The 15,062-nt window shown below is 71.7% G+C and carries 14 protein-coding genes and 1 tRNA gene; 10 read left to right on the forward strand and 5 right to left on the reverse strand.

Annotated features, from left to right (window positions below):
* The first annotated feature begins 1 nt into the window (after position 1).
* The 4 genes from ACZ5XS_RS06355 (at position 2) to ACZ5XS_RS06370 (ending at position 2,834) form a co-directional block, all read left to right on the forward strand.
* Complete coding sequence (locus ACZ5XS_RS06355) at positions 2 to 1,348, forward strand: AAA domain-containing protein (protein ID WP_468648605.1); 1,347 nt, start codon at positions 2 to 4, stop codon at positions 1,346 to 1,348.
* A gap of 315 nt (positions 1,349 to 1,663) precedes the next feature.
* A complete protein-coding gene (locus ACZ5XS_RS06360; RefSeq protein ID WP_217234837.1) occupies positions 1,664 to 2,029 on the forward strand; it encodes a hypothetical protein in 366 nt (121 codons plus the stop codon).
* A 144-nt stretch (positions 2,030 to 2,173) separates the two neighbouring features.
* The gene (locus tag ACZ5XS_RS06365; protein ID WP_468648309.1) at positions 2,174 to 2,770 is read left to right on the forward strand and encodes a bifunctional DNA primase/polymerase; all 597 of its coding nucleotides are present in this window, start codon (positions 2,174 to 2,176) and stop codon (positions 2,768 to 2,770) included.
* Positions 2,761 to 2,834 (forward strand) — tRNA-Lys (locus ACZ5XS_RS06370). Before ACZ5XS_RS06365 ends, ACZ5XS_RS06370 begins: the two co-directional genes overlap by 10 nt.
* Positions 2,835 to 2,887: 53 nt before the next feature.
* On the opposite strand, the gene ACZ5XS_RS06375 is transcribed toward ACZ5XS_RS06370, so the two are convergent.
* Positions 2,888 to 4,150, reverse strand: a complete 1,263-nt coding sequence (locus tag ACZ5XS_RS06375) for a M6 family metalloprotease domain-containing protein (RefSeq protein WP_468648311.1) — start codon at positions 4,148 to 4,150, stop codon at positions 2,888 to 2,890.
* Positions 4,151 to 4,462: 312 nt separating this feature from the next.
* On the opposite strand from ACZ5XS_RS06375, the gene ACZ5XS_RS06380 reads away from it, so the two are divergent.
* Entirely contained in the window at positions 4,463 to 6,478 is a 2,016-nt protein-coding gene (locus tag ACZ5XS_RS06380; RefSeq protein ID WP_468648313.1) for a putative bifunctional diguanylate cyclase/phosphodiesterase, read from the forward strand.
* 27 nt (positions 6,479 to 6,505) lie between these two features.
* On the opposite strand, the gene ACZ5XS_RS06385 is transcribed toward ACZ5XS_RS06380, so the two are convergent.
* The 3 genes from ACZ5XS_RS06385 to ACZ5XS_RS06395 all read right to left on the reverse strand — a co-directional run bounded on the left by ACZ5XS_RS06385 (position 6,506) and on the right by ACZ5XS_RS06395 (position 9,521).
* A complete protein-coding gene (locus ACZ5XS_RS06385; RefSeq protein WP_468648315.1) occupies positions 6,506 to 7,600 on the reverse strand; it encodes an LLM class flavin-dependent oxidoreductase in 1,095 nt (364 codons plus the stop codon).
* Between the two features lie 347 nt (positions 7,601 to 7,947).
* Complete coding sequence (locus ACZ5XS_RS06390) at positions 7,948 to 8,679, reverse strand: maleate cis-trans isomerase family protein (protein ID WP_468648317.1); 732 nt, start codon at positions 8,677 to 8,679, stop codon at positions 7,948 to 7,950.
* On the reverse strand, positions 8,676 to 9,521 hold the full coding sequence (locus ACZ5XS_RS06395; RefSeq protein WP_217234843.1) for a maleate cis-trans isomerase family protein: 846 nt from the start codon (positions 9,519 to 9,521) through the stop codon (positions 8,676 to 8,678). Before ACZ5XS_RS06395 ends, ACZ5XS_RS06390 begins: the two co-directional genes overlap by 4 nt.
* Before the next feature lie 270 nt (positions 9,522 to 9,791).
* On the opposite strand from ACZ5XS_RS06395, the gene ACZ5XS_RS06400 reads away from it, so the two are divergent.
* The gene (locus ACZ5XS_RS06400; protein ID WP_468648319.1) at positions 9,792 to 10,757 is read left to right on the forward strand and encodes a D-2-hydroxyacid dehydrogenase; all 966 of its coding nucleotides are present in this window, start codon (positions 9,792 to 9,794) and stop codon (positions 10,755 to 10,757) included.
* A gap of 21 nt (positions 10,758 to 10,778) precedes the next feature.
* Complete coding sequence (locus ACZ5XS_RS06405) at positions 10,779 to 12,203, forward strand: amidase (RefSeq protein WP_468648321.1); 1,425 nt, start codon at positions 10,779 to 10,781, stop codon at positions 12,201 to 12,203.
* On the opposite strand, the gene ACZ5XS_RS06410 is transcribed toward ACZ5XS_RS06405, so the two are convergent.
* Positions 12,184 to 12,678, reverse strand: a complete 495-nt coding sequence (locus ACZ5XS_RS06410) for a DUF3830 family protein (protein WP_217234846.1) — start codon at positions 12,676 to 12,678, stop codon at positions 12,184 to 12,186. The two genes, ACZ5XS_RS06405 and ACZ5XS_RS06410, sit on opposite strands and share 20 nt — an antisense overlap.
* Positions 12,679 to 12,775: 97 nt before the next feature.
* Between ACZ5XS_RS06410 and ehuB the strand changes: the two genes are divergently transcribed.
* The 3 genes from ehuB to ehuD are packed head-to-tail and all read left to right on the forward strand — an operon-like array spanning position 12,776 to position 15,053.
* Positions 12,776 to 13,681 (forward strand): ectoine/hydroxyectoine ABC transporter substrate-binding protein EhuB, encoded by a 906-nt coding sequence (ehuB, locus tag ACZ5XS_RS06415; protein WP_468648323.1) that lies wholly within the window; start codon positions 12,776 to 12,778, stop codon positions 13,679 to 13,681.
* On the forward strand, positions 13,678 to 14,406 hold the full coding sequence (ehuC, locus tag ACZ5XS_RS06420) for an ectoine/hydroxyectoine ABC transporter permease subunit EhuC (RefSeq protein ID WP_468648325.1): 729 nt from the start codon (positions 13,678 to 13,680) through the stop codon (positions 14,404 to 14,406). Before ehuB ends, ehuC begins: the two co-directional genes overlap by 4 nt.
* On the forward strand, positions 14,403 to 15,053 hold the full coding sequence (gene ehuD, locus ACZ5XS_RS06425; RefSeq protein WP_217234849.1) for an ectoine/hydroxyectoine ABC transporter permease subunit EhuD: 651 nt from the start codon (positions 14,403 to 14,405) through the stop codon (positions 15,051 to 15,053). Before ehuC ends, ehuD begins: the two co-directional genes overlap by 4 nt.
* Positions 15,054 to 15,062 lie beyond the last annotated feature (9 nt).

The following is a 15,062-nucleotide window of genomic DNA, read 5'->3' on the forward strand; positions in this document are numbered from 1 at the left end:
GCTGACCGCTCCGCAGAGAACCGTCTTCGACCCGGGTACGGCAGCCGCCCGCGCCACCGAGGCGATCCTCCACGACACCCTGCACGGCTCGGCGCGCGGTGTCGTCGTGGACTCCCCGCCCGGCGCCGGCAAGTCCACGCTCGTCGTCCGCGCGGCGCTGGAACTGGCCGAGGCGGGCCGCCCCCTGATGGTGGTGGCGCAGACCAACGCCCAGGTCGACGACCTGGTGCTGAGGCTCGCGGAGAAGAACCCCGGCCTGCCGGTGGGGCGCTTGCACAGCAGCGACGCCGACCCCTACGACAAGGCGCTCGACGACCTGCCGAACGTCCGGAAGTCGGCGAAGGCGGGCGACCTCACCGGGCTGGCCGTCGTCATCTCCACGGCCGCCAAATGGGGACACGTCAAGGTCGACGAACCGTGGCGGCACGCCATCGTCGACGAGGCCTACCAGATGCGCTCGGACGCGCTGCTCGCCGTGGCCGGGCTCTTCGAGCGGGCCCTGTTCGTGGGCGACCCGGGCCAGCTCGACCCGTTCGCGATCGTCGGCAGCGAGCAGTGGGCGGGCCTGTCCTACGACCCTTCGGGCTCCGCCGTGACCACCCTGCTCGCGCACAACCCCGAGCTGCCGCAGCACCGCCTGCCGGTGTCCTGGCGGCTCCCGGCCTCGGCCGCGCCCCTGGTCTCCGACGCCTTCTACCCGTACACGCCCTTCCGCAGCGGCACCGGCCACGACGACCGCCGCCTCACCCTCTCGGTCCCGTCGGACGGCTCCGGCCCCGACCGGGTGATCGACGAGGCGGCCGAGTCCGGCTGGGGCCTGCTGGAGCTGCCCGCGCGGCACACCCCGCGCACGGATCCCGAGGCGGTGCGGGCGGTGGCGGCGGTCGTACGGCGGCTGCTCGACCGGGGCGGCGCTGCCACCTCGGAGCGCTCCCCCGACCCCACCCCTCTCGCCGCCGACCGGATCGCCGTCGGCACGGCCCACCGCGACCAGGCGGCGGCGGTCCGCGCCGCGCTGGCCGAGCTGGGCGTCCAGGACGTCACCGTCGACACCGCGAACCGCCTCCAGGGCCGCGAGTACGACGTCACGGTCGTCCTCCACCCGCTCTCCGGCCGCCCCGACGCCACCGCGTTCCACCTGGAGACGGGCCGCCTGTGCGTGCTCACCTCCCGACACAGGCACGCGTGCATCGTGGTGTGCCGGGCAGGCGTGACCGACCTGCTCGACGACTACCCGTCGACGGAACCGGTCCAGCTGGGAACGCTCGTGAAGTTCCCGGACGGCTGGGAGGCGAACCACGCGGTGCTGGCACATCTGTCGGAGCACAAGGTGGCCTGGCGACCATGACCGCCCTCATCGGCGCCGACGACCACCGCGCCGCCACGTCACCGGACGGAGTCCGGCACGCCGCCGGAGGCGGCCGATGAATACAGACCGGACGGCTGGGAGGCGAACCACGCGATGCCGGCACATCTGCCGGAGCACAAGGTGGCCTGGCGGCCGTGACCGGCCCGTGGGAACATCGCGCGGCCCGCAGAGCTTGACACCGCTGGAGTGACCAGGGCTGCCGCCGGAAGCACCGGCCCCCTTGCGCGGGCGCGGGACAATGGACGGTGGCCCACTCACCGACGGGTCATCCGTGACGTACGAGGAGGAGAAGACATGGCGGAGCCCACGCCGCGTCGGAACGACCCGCGGCTACGCCCCGCGCCCCTGCTCTTCGAGCCCGCGCAGGTCGCCGACGACCCGGAGCGCTTCTTCGATCTGGAGTCGATGGACGACCCCCGCGCACTGCTGGCCCGTGCGACGGAGCTGACGCACGCGTTCCGGGCGGCGACCGACCGTGCCGTGGAGTTCCAGGCGATCGCGGCGGCCCAGCTGGCCGACCCGCGCCGCTTCGACCGGCTGACGCCGGCGGACATCGCCGCCCGGGCCGAGTGGACCGAGGACTACGCGAAGAAGATGGTCGAGTTCGGCCGAGATCTGCTGCGGGGCGCCGAGGGGCCGGGACACGCCGACCCGGTGTGAGCCGTGTGAACCGTGTGGGTCATGTGAAGCGCATGTACTGAACGCATATGCCAGGTGGGCAAGATACTCCCTCCCGGTACGACCCGTCCCGGTTTCCGGCAACCCTCGGAGACCGAGCGCTCACCACCGGTAGATGTAGTCGGCATGAGCAGCCCACGCGAAGAGACCGGCACCGACCGCTTCGACGTCTCGGGGGTCACCCCGGACGGAGCCGCCTGGCTCGCCTCGGCGGCAGCGTATCCGCGCAGCACCCTCGCGCTCTGGGAGGAGCGGCCTGACGCCCCGGTCGTCCTGCCCTGCGGCACCGCCTTCGACGTCGTCGGCGCGCCCGCGATCTTCGGGCGCCGGATGCTCGACCGGCTGTGGGACGAGGGCCCGGGGTCGGGGCCGGTCGCGGTGTTCCGGGGCCGGATGCTGCTGTTCGCCGCGCCCGGCACGGCACAGCGGCTGCCGTCGCTGCTGCACTGGGAGGAGTTCGGGCGCACCGGTGCCATCCCGCCGCTGCTGTGCCACGGCACCGGCGACGCGGTGACCGTCCCCGCACCCGTGGACGCCGAAGGCTCCGCCGGCCCGTCCGGCTGCCGCTGGCTGGTCGCCCCGGACACCCGCCGGCCCTGGCTGCCGGGCCCCGAGATCCTGCTCTGGGCGGCCGTCCGTGCGGCCCGCGCGGCCGTGCGGATATCGATTTTTCCTCCCGCCGATCAGGGTGCTAAGGTCTACGACGTCAGCAGGCGCCGCTAGCTCAGTTGGTTAGAGCAGCTGACTCTTAATCAGCGGGTCCGGGGTTCGAGTCCCTGGCGGCGCACGACACGAAAAGGCCCCTCGCTCAGGCGAGGGGCCTTTCGCGTACCCACGCGGCTAGGCGGTCGTGATCTTCACCGTCCACGCCCCCGAGGCCGTCCGCCCCTCCACCTCCAGCCGCACGTCCTCGCCCGGCACCGTGAAGCTCTCGCCGACCGAGACCGGAGCGTCCGCGAGGGGCGGGTAGACGGAGGCCTCCCAGCAGGCCTCGGTGTGCGGGTGGGCGTCGATCACCTCCACCGGTCCGCCGCCGGACGCCGCGCCGCTGCTCACCCGGTAGACGAGGATGCCCGGCCGGCAGACCTGCGTGTCGTTGCCGACCGGTCCGCGCGCCTCGAAGGCGAGCACGCTGTCAACCCCGGTGCGCACGACCGCGAGCTTGGTCCCGCGGCCCAACCCGAAGGCCGGCGCCCCGGCGGCGCCCACGACAGGGACGCCCGGCCCCGCGCCGAGCGGTTCCAGGGTCAGCCGGGTCGGCCCGGCGTCCCGTACGCACGCCACCTGCCGGGGCTCCAGCCAGCCGAGCTTCCACTTGTGCCAGCCGAACAGGTCCGGCGCCAGCGCGAACTGGCTGCCCATCAGGTCCCAGTCGCCGACATACGTGTCCCAGTCGCCCTTGCCGTCCGCCGGACGGTGGTAGAGGTCCGGCAGGTCGAAGACGTGCCCGGTCTCGTGGGCCAGCACCAGCCGGTCCGGCGGATGCTGCTCGAACACCGTGACGACCCGGCGGATGTCGGTACCGTCCGCCCGCAGCGGGGTGTCGAGGTTGACGACCTTCGTCGCGTCCGAGTCCACGCCGGGCGCGTCCGGATCGGCGACGAAGTAGACGATGTCGTAGCGCGAGAAGTCGACCTGCCCGTCTGCCGCGGCGAGCGCGTCGCGCAGGTAGGCGGCGCGGTGGGCGGGCTTCCAGTCGCGCTGTATGGCGTACGACGTGGAGGGCCGCGGCATCCGGATCCAGTCCCGCCGTGGATGCGAGCGCAGGGTGAACCGGCCGTAGGAGGCGCGCTCGAAGAAGCGGCTGGTGGCCGGGAAATGGTCGGCGGTCAGCTCGGCGGGGCTGGTCAGCGGGACCGAGTCCGGGAAGGACAGGAAGACCGTCACCGCGTCCAGCACCCGGGCCGGGCGCGGATAGGCGGTGTTCCAGGTGTCCAGGCCCTCCGAGTGGTGGGCCTCGGTGCGCTGGAGGGTGCACGGCGATACCGCGAACGGTTCGGCGACCGAGGGCCCGGTCACGAGGGAGGTGGCGGCGAGCGCCGACAAGGTGGTGAACACGGCCGCGGTACTGCGCAGTCGGGAGCGCGGAAACGGACGCGGCACAGGGACCTCCGGGTGCGGTTCACGGGACACCGCACCCAGACTGCTGGCGTTTGTCGTACTACGCCCTGTTTGTCTGCACCAGACGGGTGAGAGGGGAGAAGAACCATCAGGATCGACACCCCGGAATCGCTCACGGAACGTCACAACTGGTCAGGCGCCTGAAGGACCCGTCCAGACGCGCGCAGAAACGATCTGTCAGAAAGGCCTGTCGTTCCGGGACACTGGACTGTGGCTGGAAGGGCCCGGGGCCAGCCTCTATGATCGGCACACTTTCCTGGCGGACAGCGATCGAGTGCACTGCGGGAGCAAGCGGTGAGCGGAACGTCCGAAGGGCCGACGGCCGCGGTGGACCTCGACGGGTCCGCCGTAACAGAGAGTGATGTCCGCACGTCTCCCGGTCGCGAGACCTCGTCTTCCGGTCGCGAGACCCCGTCTTCCGGTGTGGAGCGCCTGTCGCTCGACACCGAGTCGCTGTCGCTCGCCCCGGAGCCCCTGTCGCTCGGTACGGAGGCCCTGTCGCTCGGTACGGCGACCCCGTCCCCCGATACCGCGGCCCCGTCTGCCGGTACCGCACCCCCATCTCCCCCTACCGCGCCCCCGTCTCCCGATGCCGAAGGTCTCTCCTACCGTTCGGTGTTCACGGCCGCGCCGCTCGCGATGGCCGTCGTCGACCGGGAGGGACTGGTCGTCGGAGCCAACGACATGCTCGTGACCCTGCTCGGCGCCGGCTCCGAGTCACTGACCGGCCGCGTCGCCGCCGACCTCGTGGACCTGAGCTCGGACGCCCGCACCTGGCACGCGTACCGCGAGGTGCTGCGCGGCCGCCAGGCGAAGCTGCGCTGCACGCGCCGCCTCAAGCACCCCGACGGGCACTCCCTGTGGGTGCAGGTCACCGTCGCCCCCCTCGCCGGGAACGAACCCGGGGTCCTGCTGTCGGTCGCCGACATCAGCGCCCGCCGTGAACTCCAGGCACGGCTGCGGCACTTGCAGATGCACGACCCGGTGACCCGGCTGCCCAACCGCACCCTGTTCTTCGAGCGCCTTTCGGCCGCGCTGGAGGCGGAGTCGTACGAGCAGAGCGGTACCGGCCGGATCGGGCTGTGCTACCTGGACCTGGACGGGTTCAAGGCGGTCAACGACACCCTCGGTCACCGCGTCGGCGACCGGCTGCTGGCCGCCGTCGCCGAACGCCTCACGCGCTGCGCGGACGAGGCCGGCTACGGCCGGGCGACCGCCCCGCTGGTCGCCCGGCTCGGCGGCGACGAGTTCGCCCTGCTCGTCGAGGACTCCACCGGCACCGAGCAGCTCGCCGATCTCGCCGAAGCCGTACTGGAGGCGGTCCAGGCCCCCTTCGACCTGTCCGGTCAGCGGATGTCGGTGTCGGCCTCCATCGGTGTGGTGGAGCGGCAGGCGGCGGGCACCAGCGCGACCGGTCTGATGCAGGCCGCCGACACGACGCTGTACTGGGCGAAGGCCGACGGCAAGGCCCGCTGGACCCTCTTCGACCCGGAGCGCAACGCGCACCGCATGACCCGCCAGGCTCTCGCCTCCACGCTCCGCCCGGCCATCGAGCGCGGCGAGTTCGTGCTGGAGTACCAGCCGTTGGTGAGCATGGAGAACGGCCGGCTGCGGGGCGTGGAGGCTCTGGTCCGGTGGAATCACCCGCAGTTCGGAGTGCTGACGCCGAATCGGTTCATCGGACTGGCCGAGGAGGACGGCTCGATCGTGCAGCTCGGCCGCTGGGTCTTGGCCACGGCCTGCCGCCAGGCCCGGCAGTGGCAGCTGGACCACCCCGACGAGCCGCCGATCTTCGTCAGCGTGAACGTGGCGGTGCGTCAGGTCTGGGACTCGGATCTGGTCGCGGACGTGGCGGAGATCCTGGCGGAGACGGGGCTGGAGCCGCGGCTGTTGCAGCTGGAGCTGACGGAGTCGGCGGTGATGGGCTCGGCGGGACGCCCGCTGCAAGCCCTCCAGGCGCTCAGCGACATGGGTGTGGGCATCGCGATCGACGACTTCGGGACCGGCTACTCGAACCTGGCGTATCTGAGCCGGCTGCCGGTGTCGGTGCTGAAGCTGGACGGGTCGTTCGTACGGGGCTTCCAGTACGAGGGGGAGGGCGTTGCGCCCAACCCGGCCGACGAGGTCGTCGTGGAGGCGATGATCCAGCTCGCCCACCGGCTCGGCCTGACCGTCACCGCGGAGTGCGTGGAGACCTCTGCGCAGGCGTCCCGGCTGCGGCGGATCGGCTGCGACACCGGCCAGGGGTGGCTGTACTCGCGGCCGGTGCCGCCGGATCGTATCTCCGGACTGCTGGACGTACGGGTGTGAGGGGTGTGACGGGCGGGCCCGCGGGGGTCAGCCGGTGGGCAGTCCGTAGGCGTCCGCGATGAGCTCGTAGGAGCGCAGGCGTACGTCCCCGCTGTGGGCGTTGCCCGTGATCATCAGCTCGTCGGCGCCGGTGCGCTTGTGGAGGTCGTCGAGGCCGGAGCGGACCTCGTCGGGGGTGCCGTGGATGACGTTGGCGTTCCAGGAGTCGGCGAAGTCGCGCTCCATCGGGCTGAACTCGTAGGCGTCGGCCTCCTCCGGGGTGGGGACCAGGCCGGGGCGGCCGGTGCGCAGCCGGATCATGCTGAGCGCGGCGGCCCTCACCTGGCGGCGGGCCTCCTTCTCGTCCTCGGTGGCGAGGGCGGAGACGCCGATGAGGGCGTACGGCTCGTCGAGGGCCGCGGACGGCCTGAACGACTCCCGGTACAGGTCGAGGGCCGGGACGGTGTTCTGTGCCGAGAAGTGGTGCGCGAAGGCGAAGGGCAGGCCGAGGGACCCGGCCAGGCGGGCGCTGAAACCGGAGGAGCCCAGCAGCCAGACCGGCGGGCGGTGCGGGGACTGGACGCCGCCGGGGGAGGTCGCCTGGATCGGGCCGGGTACCGCGTGGATACGGCGGTAGGGGTGGCCGTCCGGGAAGTCGTCGTCCAGGAAGCGGACGAGCTCGGCGAGCTGCTGGGGGAAGTCGTCGGCGCCTTCGTTCAGGCTGTCGGTGCGGCGGAGGGCGGCGGCGGTGGCGCCGTCCGTGCCGGGGGCTCGGCCGAGGCCGAGGTCCACGCGGCCGGGGGCCATCGCTTCGAGCGTGCCGAACTGTTCCGCGATCACCAGCGGAGCGTGGTTGGGGAGCATCACGCCGCCCGAGCCGAGGCGGATGCGGGTGGTGTGGGCGGCGAGGTGGGCCAGGATCACGGCGGGAGAGCTCGACGCCACGCCGGGCATGGAGTGGTGCTCGGCGACCCAGTAGCGGTGGTAGCCGCGGGACTCCGCGAGGCGGGCGATGGCGACGCTCGTGCGGAGGGCGTCGGTGGCGGTGCGGCCCGCGCCTACGGTGACCAGGTCCAGTACGGAGAGGGGGACGGGGGCGGTGCCGTGCGGTGTTCCCCGGGTCTCGTCTGCCGTTGCGGTCACGGTGGGTGCCTCCTGGTGTGGGCCGTGCGCTGTCCTCCGGAGGTAACAGGAGGCAGTCCCCGCTTATTCCCTGGCACCCGGCGCCGGTGCGGGCGTCCGCCGGGGGGCTCCGCCCCCAGACCCCCGGGCCTTTACCCACCCACCACCCGACTCGACCAGTCAGACCGCACCGCCCCGGGGCTCCGCCCCGGACCCCGGGCCTGTGCCCACCCACCACCCGACTCGGTGGGTTGAGCGGTGCGCCACCGACGCGAGGGTCACGTTTCGTCCGACCGAGTCGGGGGGGGCGGGTGGGCGAAGGACCGGGGGGCCAGGGGGCGGAGCCCCCTGGTGCCTGGTGGGCGGGGTCAGGCCTGGATGATCGGCTCACGGGTGAACAACGCGCCCAGCGCCGGCGCGTTCACCCGTCGGTCCGTCAGCCGCAACGCCTCCCACACCGTGACCTGGTTGGCCGTCAGCACCGGCTTGCCGAGTTCCTTCTCCAGGGACGGGATGTGGGCCGCCGTGTGCAGCGCCGTGTCCGGGAGCAGTACCGCATCCGCCGACACGTCGTCCGCCGCGCGGGCCAGCGCGAAGACCTCCGCCTCCTCCCACGTCCCGACCTCCGCCGCCGTGATGATGCCGGACCCGCGGACCCCGACCACCTCGATGCCCGCCGCCCTCAGGAACTGCGCGAACAGCGCGGCCACGTCGTCCGGGTACGTCGCGCCGACCGCGACCCGCTTCGCCCCGATCTCCTTCGCCGCGTGCACGAAGGCGAAGGACGTCGAGGAGGCCGGCATGCCCGCCGTGAGGGCCAGGGAGCGGACCTGGTCGTGGGCGCCCTCCCAGCCGTACACGAAGCTGCCGCTGGTGCAGGCCCAGACCACCGACTCGGCGCCCGCCATACGCAGTTCCTCGACGCCGGCCGCGAGCCGGCCCGCCGAGCCCATCTCGAGGAGGGCGTCGACCCGGTGGGCGTCCTCGCCGATGTCGGTGTGCACCAGGTCCAGCCGGATGTCGCTCCCGAGCAGTTGCTCGATGCGTGGATAGTCGTCCTCGGCGGAGTGGCCCGGATAGAGGAACCCCAGTGCTGTCATGTCCACCCTTCCTGCTGCTGTTCTTCGTCCGGCAGTCCCGGTAGGTCCGGAAGTGCCTGCGCGTCCGGCAGTGCCGGCATGTCGGGCAGTACCGGACCGGTCCGTCGTGCCTCCGGATCGATCAGCGCCTGGTACGGCCCCACGGCACGGGTACCCAGTCGGCGCAGGGCCGCCCACATCGTGACCTGGTTGGCCGAGATCACCGGGATGCGCAGTTCCGCCTCGAGTTGGGGGATCACGTCGTACGTCGGCAGGTTGGTGCAGCTGATGAACAGGGCCTCGGCGCCGCCGTCCACCGCCCGGCGTGCCATCTCCGCCACGTCCCGGTACGGCACCTTCCAGATGTGCCTGGTCAGCCCCATGTACGCGCATCCGGTGACGGCGACGCCCGCCTCCGCCACGTACTCCTCCAGGGCCCGGGTGACGGACACCGTGTAGGGCGTCACCAGCGCCACCCGCCGTACGTCCAGCTCGGCCAGCGCCTCCAGCAGCGCCCCGGACGTGGTCACGGAGGGCAGTGCGCCGGCGTGGGTCATCGCACCGCACATGGCGCGCTCCCCGGCGATCCCGCCGACGAAGCTGCCGGAGGTGCAGGCGTAGGCGACGACCTCGGGGGCGATGGCGGTGAGGGTGCGTACCGCGTCGTGCAGGGTCTCGTGCTCGCTGACCAGCCGGGCCAGGTCGAGGCTGACCTCGACGGGGACGTACGGCGTGCGGGTCAGATGGAGGGACACCTCGTCGGGCACCCAGCGCCACAGTTCACGGTCGAGCGCGAAGTCGAAGGGGGCGACGACACCGACGCCGCGCTGGGGGCGGGGACCACCGAGAAAGGTGACATCCATGGCAGACACCGGCCTCACTGTCGGAAGCGGGAGGGGAACGGACCGTGCACGTGCCCGTGTTGACGAAGGTAGGTTCGGGTGCGAGCGTGGTCAATCCGCCCTCGTGACGCCCAGGTCACGCCTTGGTCAACCGCTCATGTCCGCCCATGTCGGACGGCCGTCACCCGCCGGGAAAAGGCTCGGGAAACCGGTCAGGAAACCGGCTCGGGCAGCGGCTCGGGCGTCGGCCACAGGCCCCGCTTCCACAACCGCTTCAGAAACGGCTCCAGAATGACCGCCTCCCCCTCCGGTCTTCCCCCCACCCTCCTCGTCCTCGACGCCGACCCGCTGCCCCGCCTCGGCGGTCTGACCGGCCGGGCCCGGATCGAGCACGCGGACGCGTCGACGCTGGCCGAGCGGCTGCCGCTCGCCGACGTGCTGCTGGTCTGGGACTTCACCTCGCACGCGGTGCGTTCGGCCTGGCCGGGCGAGGGGCCGCGGCCGCGCTGGGTGCACACGGCGAGCGCGGGCGTGGACCATCTGATGTGTCCCGAACTGGCGGCGTCCGACACCGTGGTGACCAACGCCCGGGGCGTCTTCGACCAGCCGATCGCCGAGTACGTCGCCGCGCTGGTCCTGGCGATGGCCAAGGACCTGCCCCGCACCTGGGAGCTCCAGCAGCAGCGGACCTGGCGGCACCGCGAGTCGCAGCGGGTCGCCGGCACGCGCGCGTGTGTCGTCGGGTCGGGGCCCATCGGGCGGGCGATCGTCGCCACCCTCAAGGCGCTCGGCATCACCACGGCGCTGGTCGGGCGCACCCCGCGGACCGGCATCCACGGCCCCGAGGACCTGGACCGGCTGATGGCCCGCGCCGACTGGGTGATCGCCGCGGCACCGCTCACGGAGCAGACGCAGGGCATGTTCGACGCCCGCCGCTTCGGCGTGATGCAGCCCTCCGCGCGGTTCGTCAACGTGGGCCGGGGGCAGCTGGTCGTCGAGGACGCGCTCGCCGAGGCGCTGTCCAAGCGGTGGATCGCGGGTGCGGCCCTGGACGTCTTCGAGCACGAACCCCTCACCCCGGACAGCCCGTTGTGGCAGGTCCCGAACCTGATCGTGTCCCCGCACATGAGCGGCGACACGATCGGCTGGCGGGACGAACTCGGCAACCAGTTCATCGAGTTGTACGAGCGCTGGGAGGCGGGCAGACCACTGACGAACGTGGTCGACAAGCAGCGCGGCTACGTCCCCGGACGCTGAACCCCCACGGCTGGAGAGCGCATGACGGAGCAGGACCTCGATCTCACCGGGCTGAGCGCCGTACAACTCCTCGACGGTTACCGCAAGGGCGAGTTCAGCCCCGTCGAGGTGACCCGCGCGACCCTGGCACGGGCCGAGCGGATCCAGCCGGAGGTGAACGCGTTCGTACGGCTCACCGCCGACGAGGCGCTCGCGCAGGCGCGGGCGTCGGCCGACCGGTGGCGGCGGGGCGAGCCGGCCGGTCTGCTGGACGGCGTCCCGGTCACGGTGAAGGACATCCTGCTGCTGCGCGGATCGCCGACCCTCAAGGGCTCCAAAACCATCTCCGAGCAGGGCCCCTGGGACGAGGACGCCCCGTCCGTCGCCCGCCTGCGCGAGCACGGCGCGGTCCTCCTCGGCAAGACCACGACCCCGGAGTTCGGCTGGAAGGGCGTGACGGACTCGCCGCTGAACGGCGTGACCCGCAACCCGCACGACCCCACCCGCACCGCGGGCGGCTCCAGCGGCGGCGCAGCGGCGGCCGTGGCGCTGGGCGCGGGACCGCTGGCCCTGGGCACGGACGGCGGCGGCAGCGTCCGTATCCCGGCGGCCTTCTGCGGGATCTTCGCGCTGAAGCCGACGTACGGCCGTGTCCCGCTCTATCCCGCGAGCGCCTTCGGCACCCTCGCCCACGTGGGCCCGATGACCCGCGACGCGGCCGACGCGGCCCTGCTCCTCGACGTCATCGGCACCCCGGACTCCCGCGACTGGTCGGCCCTCTCCACGCCGCCCGCCTCCTTCGCCGCGGGCCTCTCGGGCGGGGTACGGGGTCTGCGCGTCGCCTACTCCCCCTCCTTCGGCGGCCAGGTCGCCGTGCGGCCGGCGGTCGCGGCAGCGGTCCGGGGTGCGGTGGAACGCCTCGCGGAACTCGGCGCGTACGTCACGGAGGCCGACCCCGACTTCACCGACCCGGTGGACGCCTTCCACGCCCTGTGGTTCGGCGGCGCGGCCCGCGTGACCCAGCATCTGGGCCCCCACCAGCGTGAACTGCTCGACCCCGGCCTCCAGGAGATCTGCGCCCAGGGCGCCCGTCTCACCGCCCTGGACTACCTGGCCGCGGTCGACGTCCGCATGGAACTGGGCCGCCGCATGGGCCACTTCCACGACTCCTACGACCTGCTGGTCACGCCCACCCTGCCGATCACGGCCTTCGAGGCGGGCGCCGAGGTCCCGAAGGGGTCGGGCCACCGCCGCTGGACGGGCTGGACGCCGTTCACGTACCCCTTCAACATGACCCAGCAGCCGGCGGCGTCCGTACCGGTGGGCACGGACGCGGACGGTCTGCCGATCGGCCTCCAACTGGTGGCGGCCCGGCACCGCGACGACCTGGTGCTGCGGGCGGCGCACGCGCTGTACGAGGCCCGGGTCGCCGGCACGGCCCTCTCCGTCACGCCCTCCGGAAGCTGAGCGTCTCCCCCGCCGCCCCGGTCCGCCACAGGTCGTTGCAGGCGTCCGCGAGTTCCGGCAGGCCGTCGACGATCTGGCCCCAGACGATGCCCGGCACCCAGCCCACGTCACCGTTGAGCAGCAGGTTGTTGCGTTCGTAGAAGAGGGCCAGGTCGACGACGGTCGTACCCGGGCGTACCTCGCGGTCGTAGCCGTAGGACTTGGTGCCCAGTTCCGCTCCGGCGAAGGAGAAATAGCAGAGATCGCCGGGGATGGGGGTGACTGTCGGGTTTTCCAGGGGTGGCTCGGATGTCGCGAACGGGGGGAACAGGGCGTAGATCTCGTTGCGTGCGTATTTGGCGTGGTAGACGTCGCCGGCCAGGGGAAGGGCGTCCCAGACGGCCGCGCAGGTGATCGGGGCGCGGTCGTCGAGGAGCTTGGCGGTGCAGGTGATACCCCGCTTGACCAGGGAGACTTCGATGTAGCGATCAGCCATGCGTTCCATGGTCCCTCGCCGGTCAAGAGGGCCTTGTCGAAGATCGGGGCCGAAACCGATCGGCATACCTCGTGTGGTCTCGGGTAGCCGCGCCGCCATGGCTCCACCACTGGAACATGGCACACACAGGTCCGGGACCACACGCCGGTCGCTGCTCGCGGGGGTAGCGGCGCTCGGCGCGCTGGGTGCCGCCGGGTGCTCGCGCGTGGCCACCGCGTCGAGCACCGAGGGCGGTGAACTCCTCGACCGGCTGAAGGCGGCCGGTGTCGTACGGCTGGGAATAGCCGGTGAGATTCCCTTCGGGTACATCGACACGAACGGCGAGATGACCGGCGAGGCCCCCGAGCTCGCCAGGGTGATCTTCAAACGGCTCGGGGTCGACAAGGTGCAGCCCGTGCCGACCGAGTTCGGGTCGCTCATTCCGGGGCTGAACTCCCAGCAGTTCGATGTCGTCGCCGCCGGGATGTACGTCAACCCCGAGCGCTGCGAGCAGGTCATCTTCTCCGACCCCGACTACCAGATGCTCGACTCGTTCATCGTGCGCAAGGGCAATCCGAAGGGCCTGCACGACTACAAGGACGTCGTCGAGAAGAAGGCCAGGTTCGCCACCGGCACCGGGTACGCCGAGATCCAGTACGCCGTCGAGGCGGGATACAAGGAGAGCGACATTCTGATCGTTCCGGACCAGGTGGCCGGGTTGAACGCCGTGGAGGCGGGGCGGGTCGACGTCTTCGCCGGGACCGCGCTCACCACCCGCGAAGTCGTGAAGAAGTCGAGCAGAACCGAGGCCACCAAGGCCTTCGCGCCGCTCGTCGAGGGGAAACCGCACGTGGACGGGGGCGCCTTCGCCTTCCGGCCCACCGAGACGAATCTGCGGGACGCCTTCAACGTCGAGTTGCAGAAGCTGAAGAAGAGTGGGGAGTTGTTCCGGATCCTCAAGCCCTTCGGGTTCACCGAGGCCGAGATGACGGACCTCACCGCGAAGGAGTTGTGCGGCGGATGACCTCGGGACTCTGGGAACTCGTACTCAAGGGGATATGGACCACCGTCCAGCTCCTCGTCTTCAGCGCGCTGCTCGGCGCGGCCGTGGCCTTCGTCGCCGGCATCGCCCGCACCCACCGGCTGTGGATCGTCCGCTTCCTCGCGGGCCTCTACACCGAGGTGTTCCGCGGAACCTCCGCGCTGGTCATGATCTTCTGGGTGTTCTTCGTGCTGCCGATCGCCTTCGGCTGGCAGCTCGTCCCGATGTGGGCGGGCACGCTCGCGCTGGGACTGACCTACGGGGCGTACGGCTCGGAGATCGTGCGCGGCGCGCTGAAGGCCGTCGACCCGGCGCAGCAGGAGGGCGGGATCGCCCTCAGCTTCACGCCGTGGCAGCGGATGCGGCTGATCATGCTGCCGCAGGCGGTGCCGGAGATGATCCCGCCGTTCTCCAACCTGCTGATCGAACTGCTCAAGGGCACCGCGCTGGTGTCGGTGATGGGCATGGGCGACCTGGCGTTCAGCGGCAATCTGGTGCGGCTGGCCCTGCAGGAGAGCGCGGAGATCTACTCGTACCTGCTGGTGATCTACTTCGTGATCGCCTTCCTGCTCACCCGTGTGATGCGGGGGCTGGAGACGAAGCTGAAGGCGGGGGTCGGCAAGGGGCCGCAGCGCGGGGTGTCCGTCAAGGATGAGCTCGCCCGGCCCGAGGCGACCGGGGTCGGCGCGGCCGGAGGTGCCTCATGAAGTGGGACTGGGACGCTGTGAGCGGCTTCATGCCGCACTTCTGGGACGGTCTGCTGGTCACCCTGCAGGCGCTGGTCCTGGGCTCGTTGATCTCGTTCGCCCTCGGCCTGGTGTGGGCACTGCTGATGCGCACGCCCTCGCGCTGGGTGCGCTGGCCGGTGGGCGTGGTCACGGAGTTCGTACGCAACACCCCGCTGCTGGTGCAGCTGTTCTTCCTCTTCTACGTGCTGCCGGAGTGGGGCGTGACCCTGTCCGCGCTGTCCACCGGTGTGATCGGCATCGGGCTGCACTACTCGACGTACACGATGCAGGTCTACCGCGCCGGTATCGAGGCGGTGCCGGCCGGGCAGTGGGAGGCGGCGACGGCGCTGAATCTGCCGGTCACCCGGACCTGGCGGGTGGTGATCCTGCCGCAGGCGATCCGCCGGGTCGTGCCGGCGCTCGGCAACTACGTCATCGCGATGCTCAAGGACACGCCGATGCTGATGGTGATCACCGTCCTGGAGATGCTCGGGCAGGCGCGGCTGTACTCCCAGGAGCACTTCCAGTTCACCGAGCCGCTGACCGTGATCGGCGTGGCCTTCATCCTCATTTCCTATCTGGCCTCCCTTCTTCTGCGAGCACTGGAGCGACGTCTTGTCCACTGACGCCCCCCT

Source organism: Streptomyces sp. NPDC033131 (genome assembly GCF_055578365.1).

Excerpts from the sequence above, each read along its gene's own strand:
- ACZ5XS_RS06360 (WP_217234837.1), top strand. The coding sequence starts at position 1,664 with ATGGCGGAGCCCACGCCGCGTCGGAACGACCCGCGGCTACGCCCCGCG.
- ACZ5XS_RS06365 (WP_468648309.1), top strand. The coding sequence starts at position 2,174 with ATGAGCAGCCCACGCGAAGAGACCGGCACCGACCGCTTCGACGTCTCG.
- ACZ5XS_RS06390 (WP_468648317.1), bottom strand. The coding sequence starts at position 8,679 with ATGACAGCACTGGGGTTCCTCTATCCGGGCCACTCCGCCGAGGACGAC.
- ACZ5XS_RS06395 (WP_217234843.1), bottom strand. The coding sequence starts at position 9,521 with ATGGATGTCACCTTTCTCGGTGGTCCCCGCCCCCAGCGCGGCGTCGGT.
- ACZ5XS_RS06400 (WP_468648319.1), top strand. The coding sequence starts at position 9,792 with ATGACCGCCTCCCCCTCCGGTCTTCCCCCCACCCTCCTCGTCCTCGAC.
- ACZ5XS_RS06405 (WP_468648321.1), top strand. The coding sequence starts at position 10,779 with ATGACGGAGCAGGACCTCGATCTCACCGGGCTGAGCGCCGTACAACTC.
- ACZ5XS_RS06410 (WP_217234846.1), bottom strand. The coding sequence starts at position 12,678 with ATGGCTGATCGCTACATCGAAGTCTCCCTGGTCAAGCGGGGTATCACC.
- ehuB (WP_468648323.1), top strand. The coding sequence starts at position 12,776 with ATGGCTCCACCACTGGAACATGGCACACACAGGTCCGGGACCACACGC.
- ehuC (WP_468648325.1), top strand. The coding sequence starts at position 13,678 with ATGACCTCGGGACTCTGGGAACTCGTACTCAAGGGGATATGGACCACC.
- ehuD (WP_217234849.1), top strand. The coding sequence starts at position 14,403 with ATGAAGTGGGACTGGGACGCTGTGAGCGGCTTCATGCCGCACTTCTGG.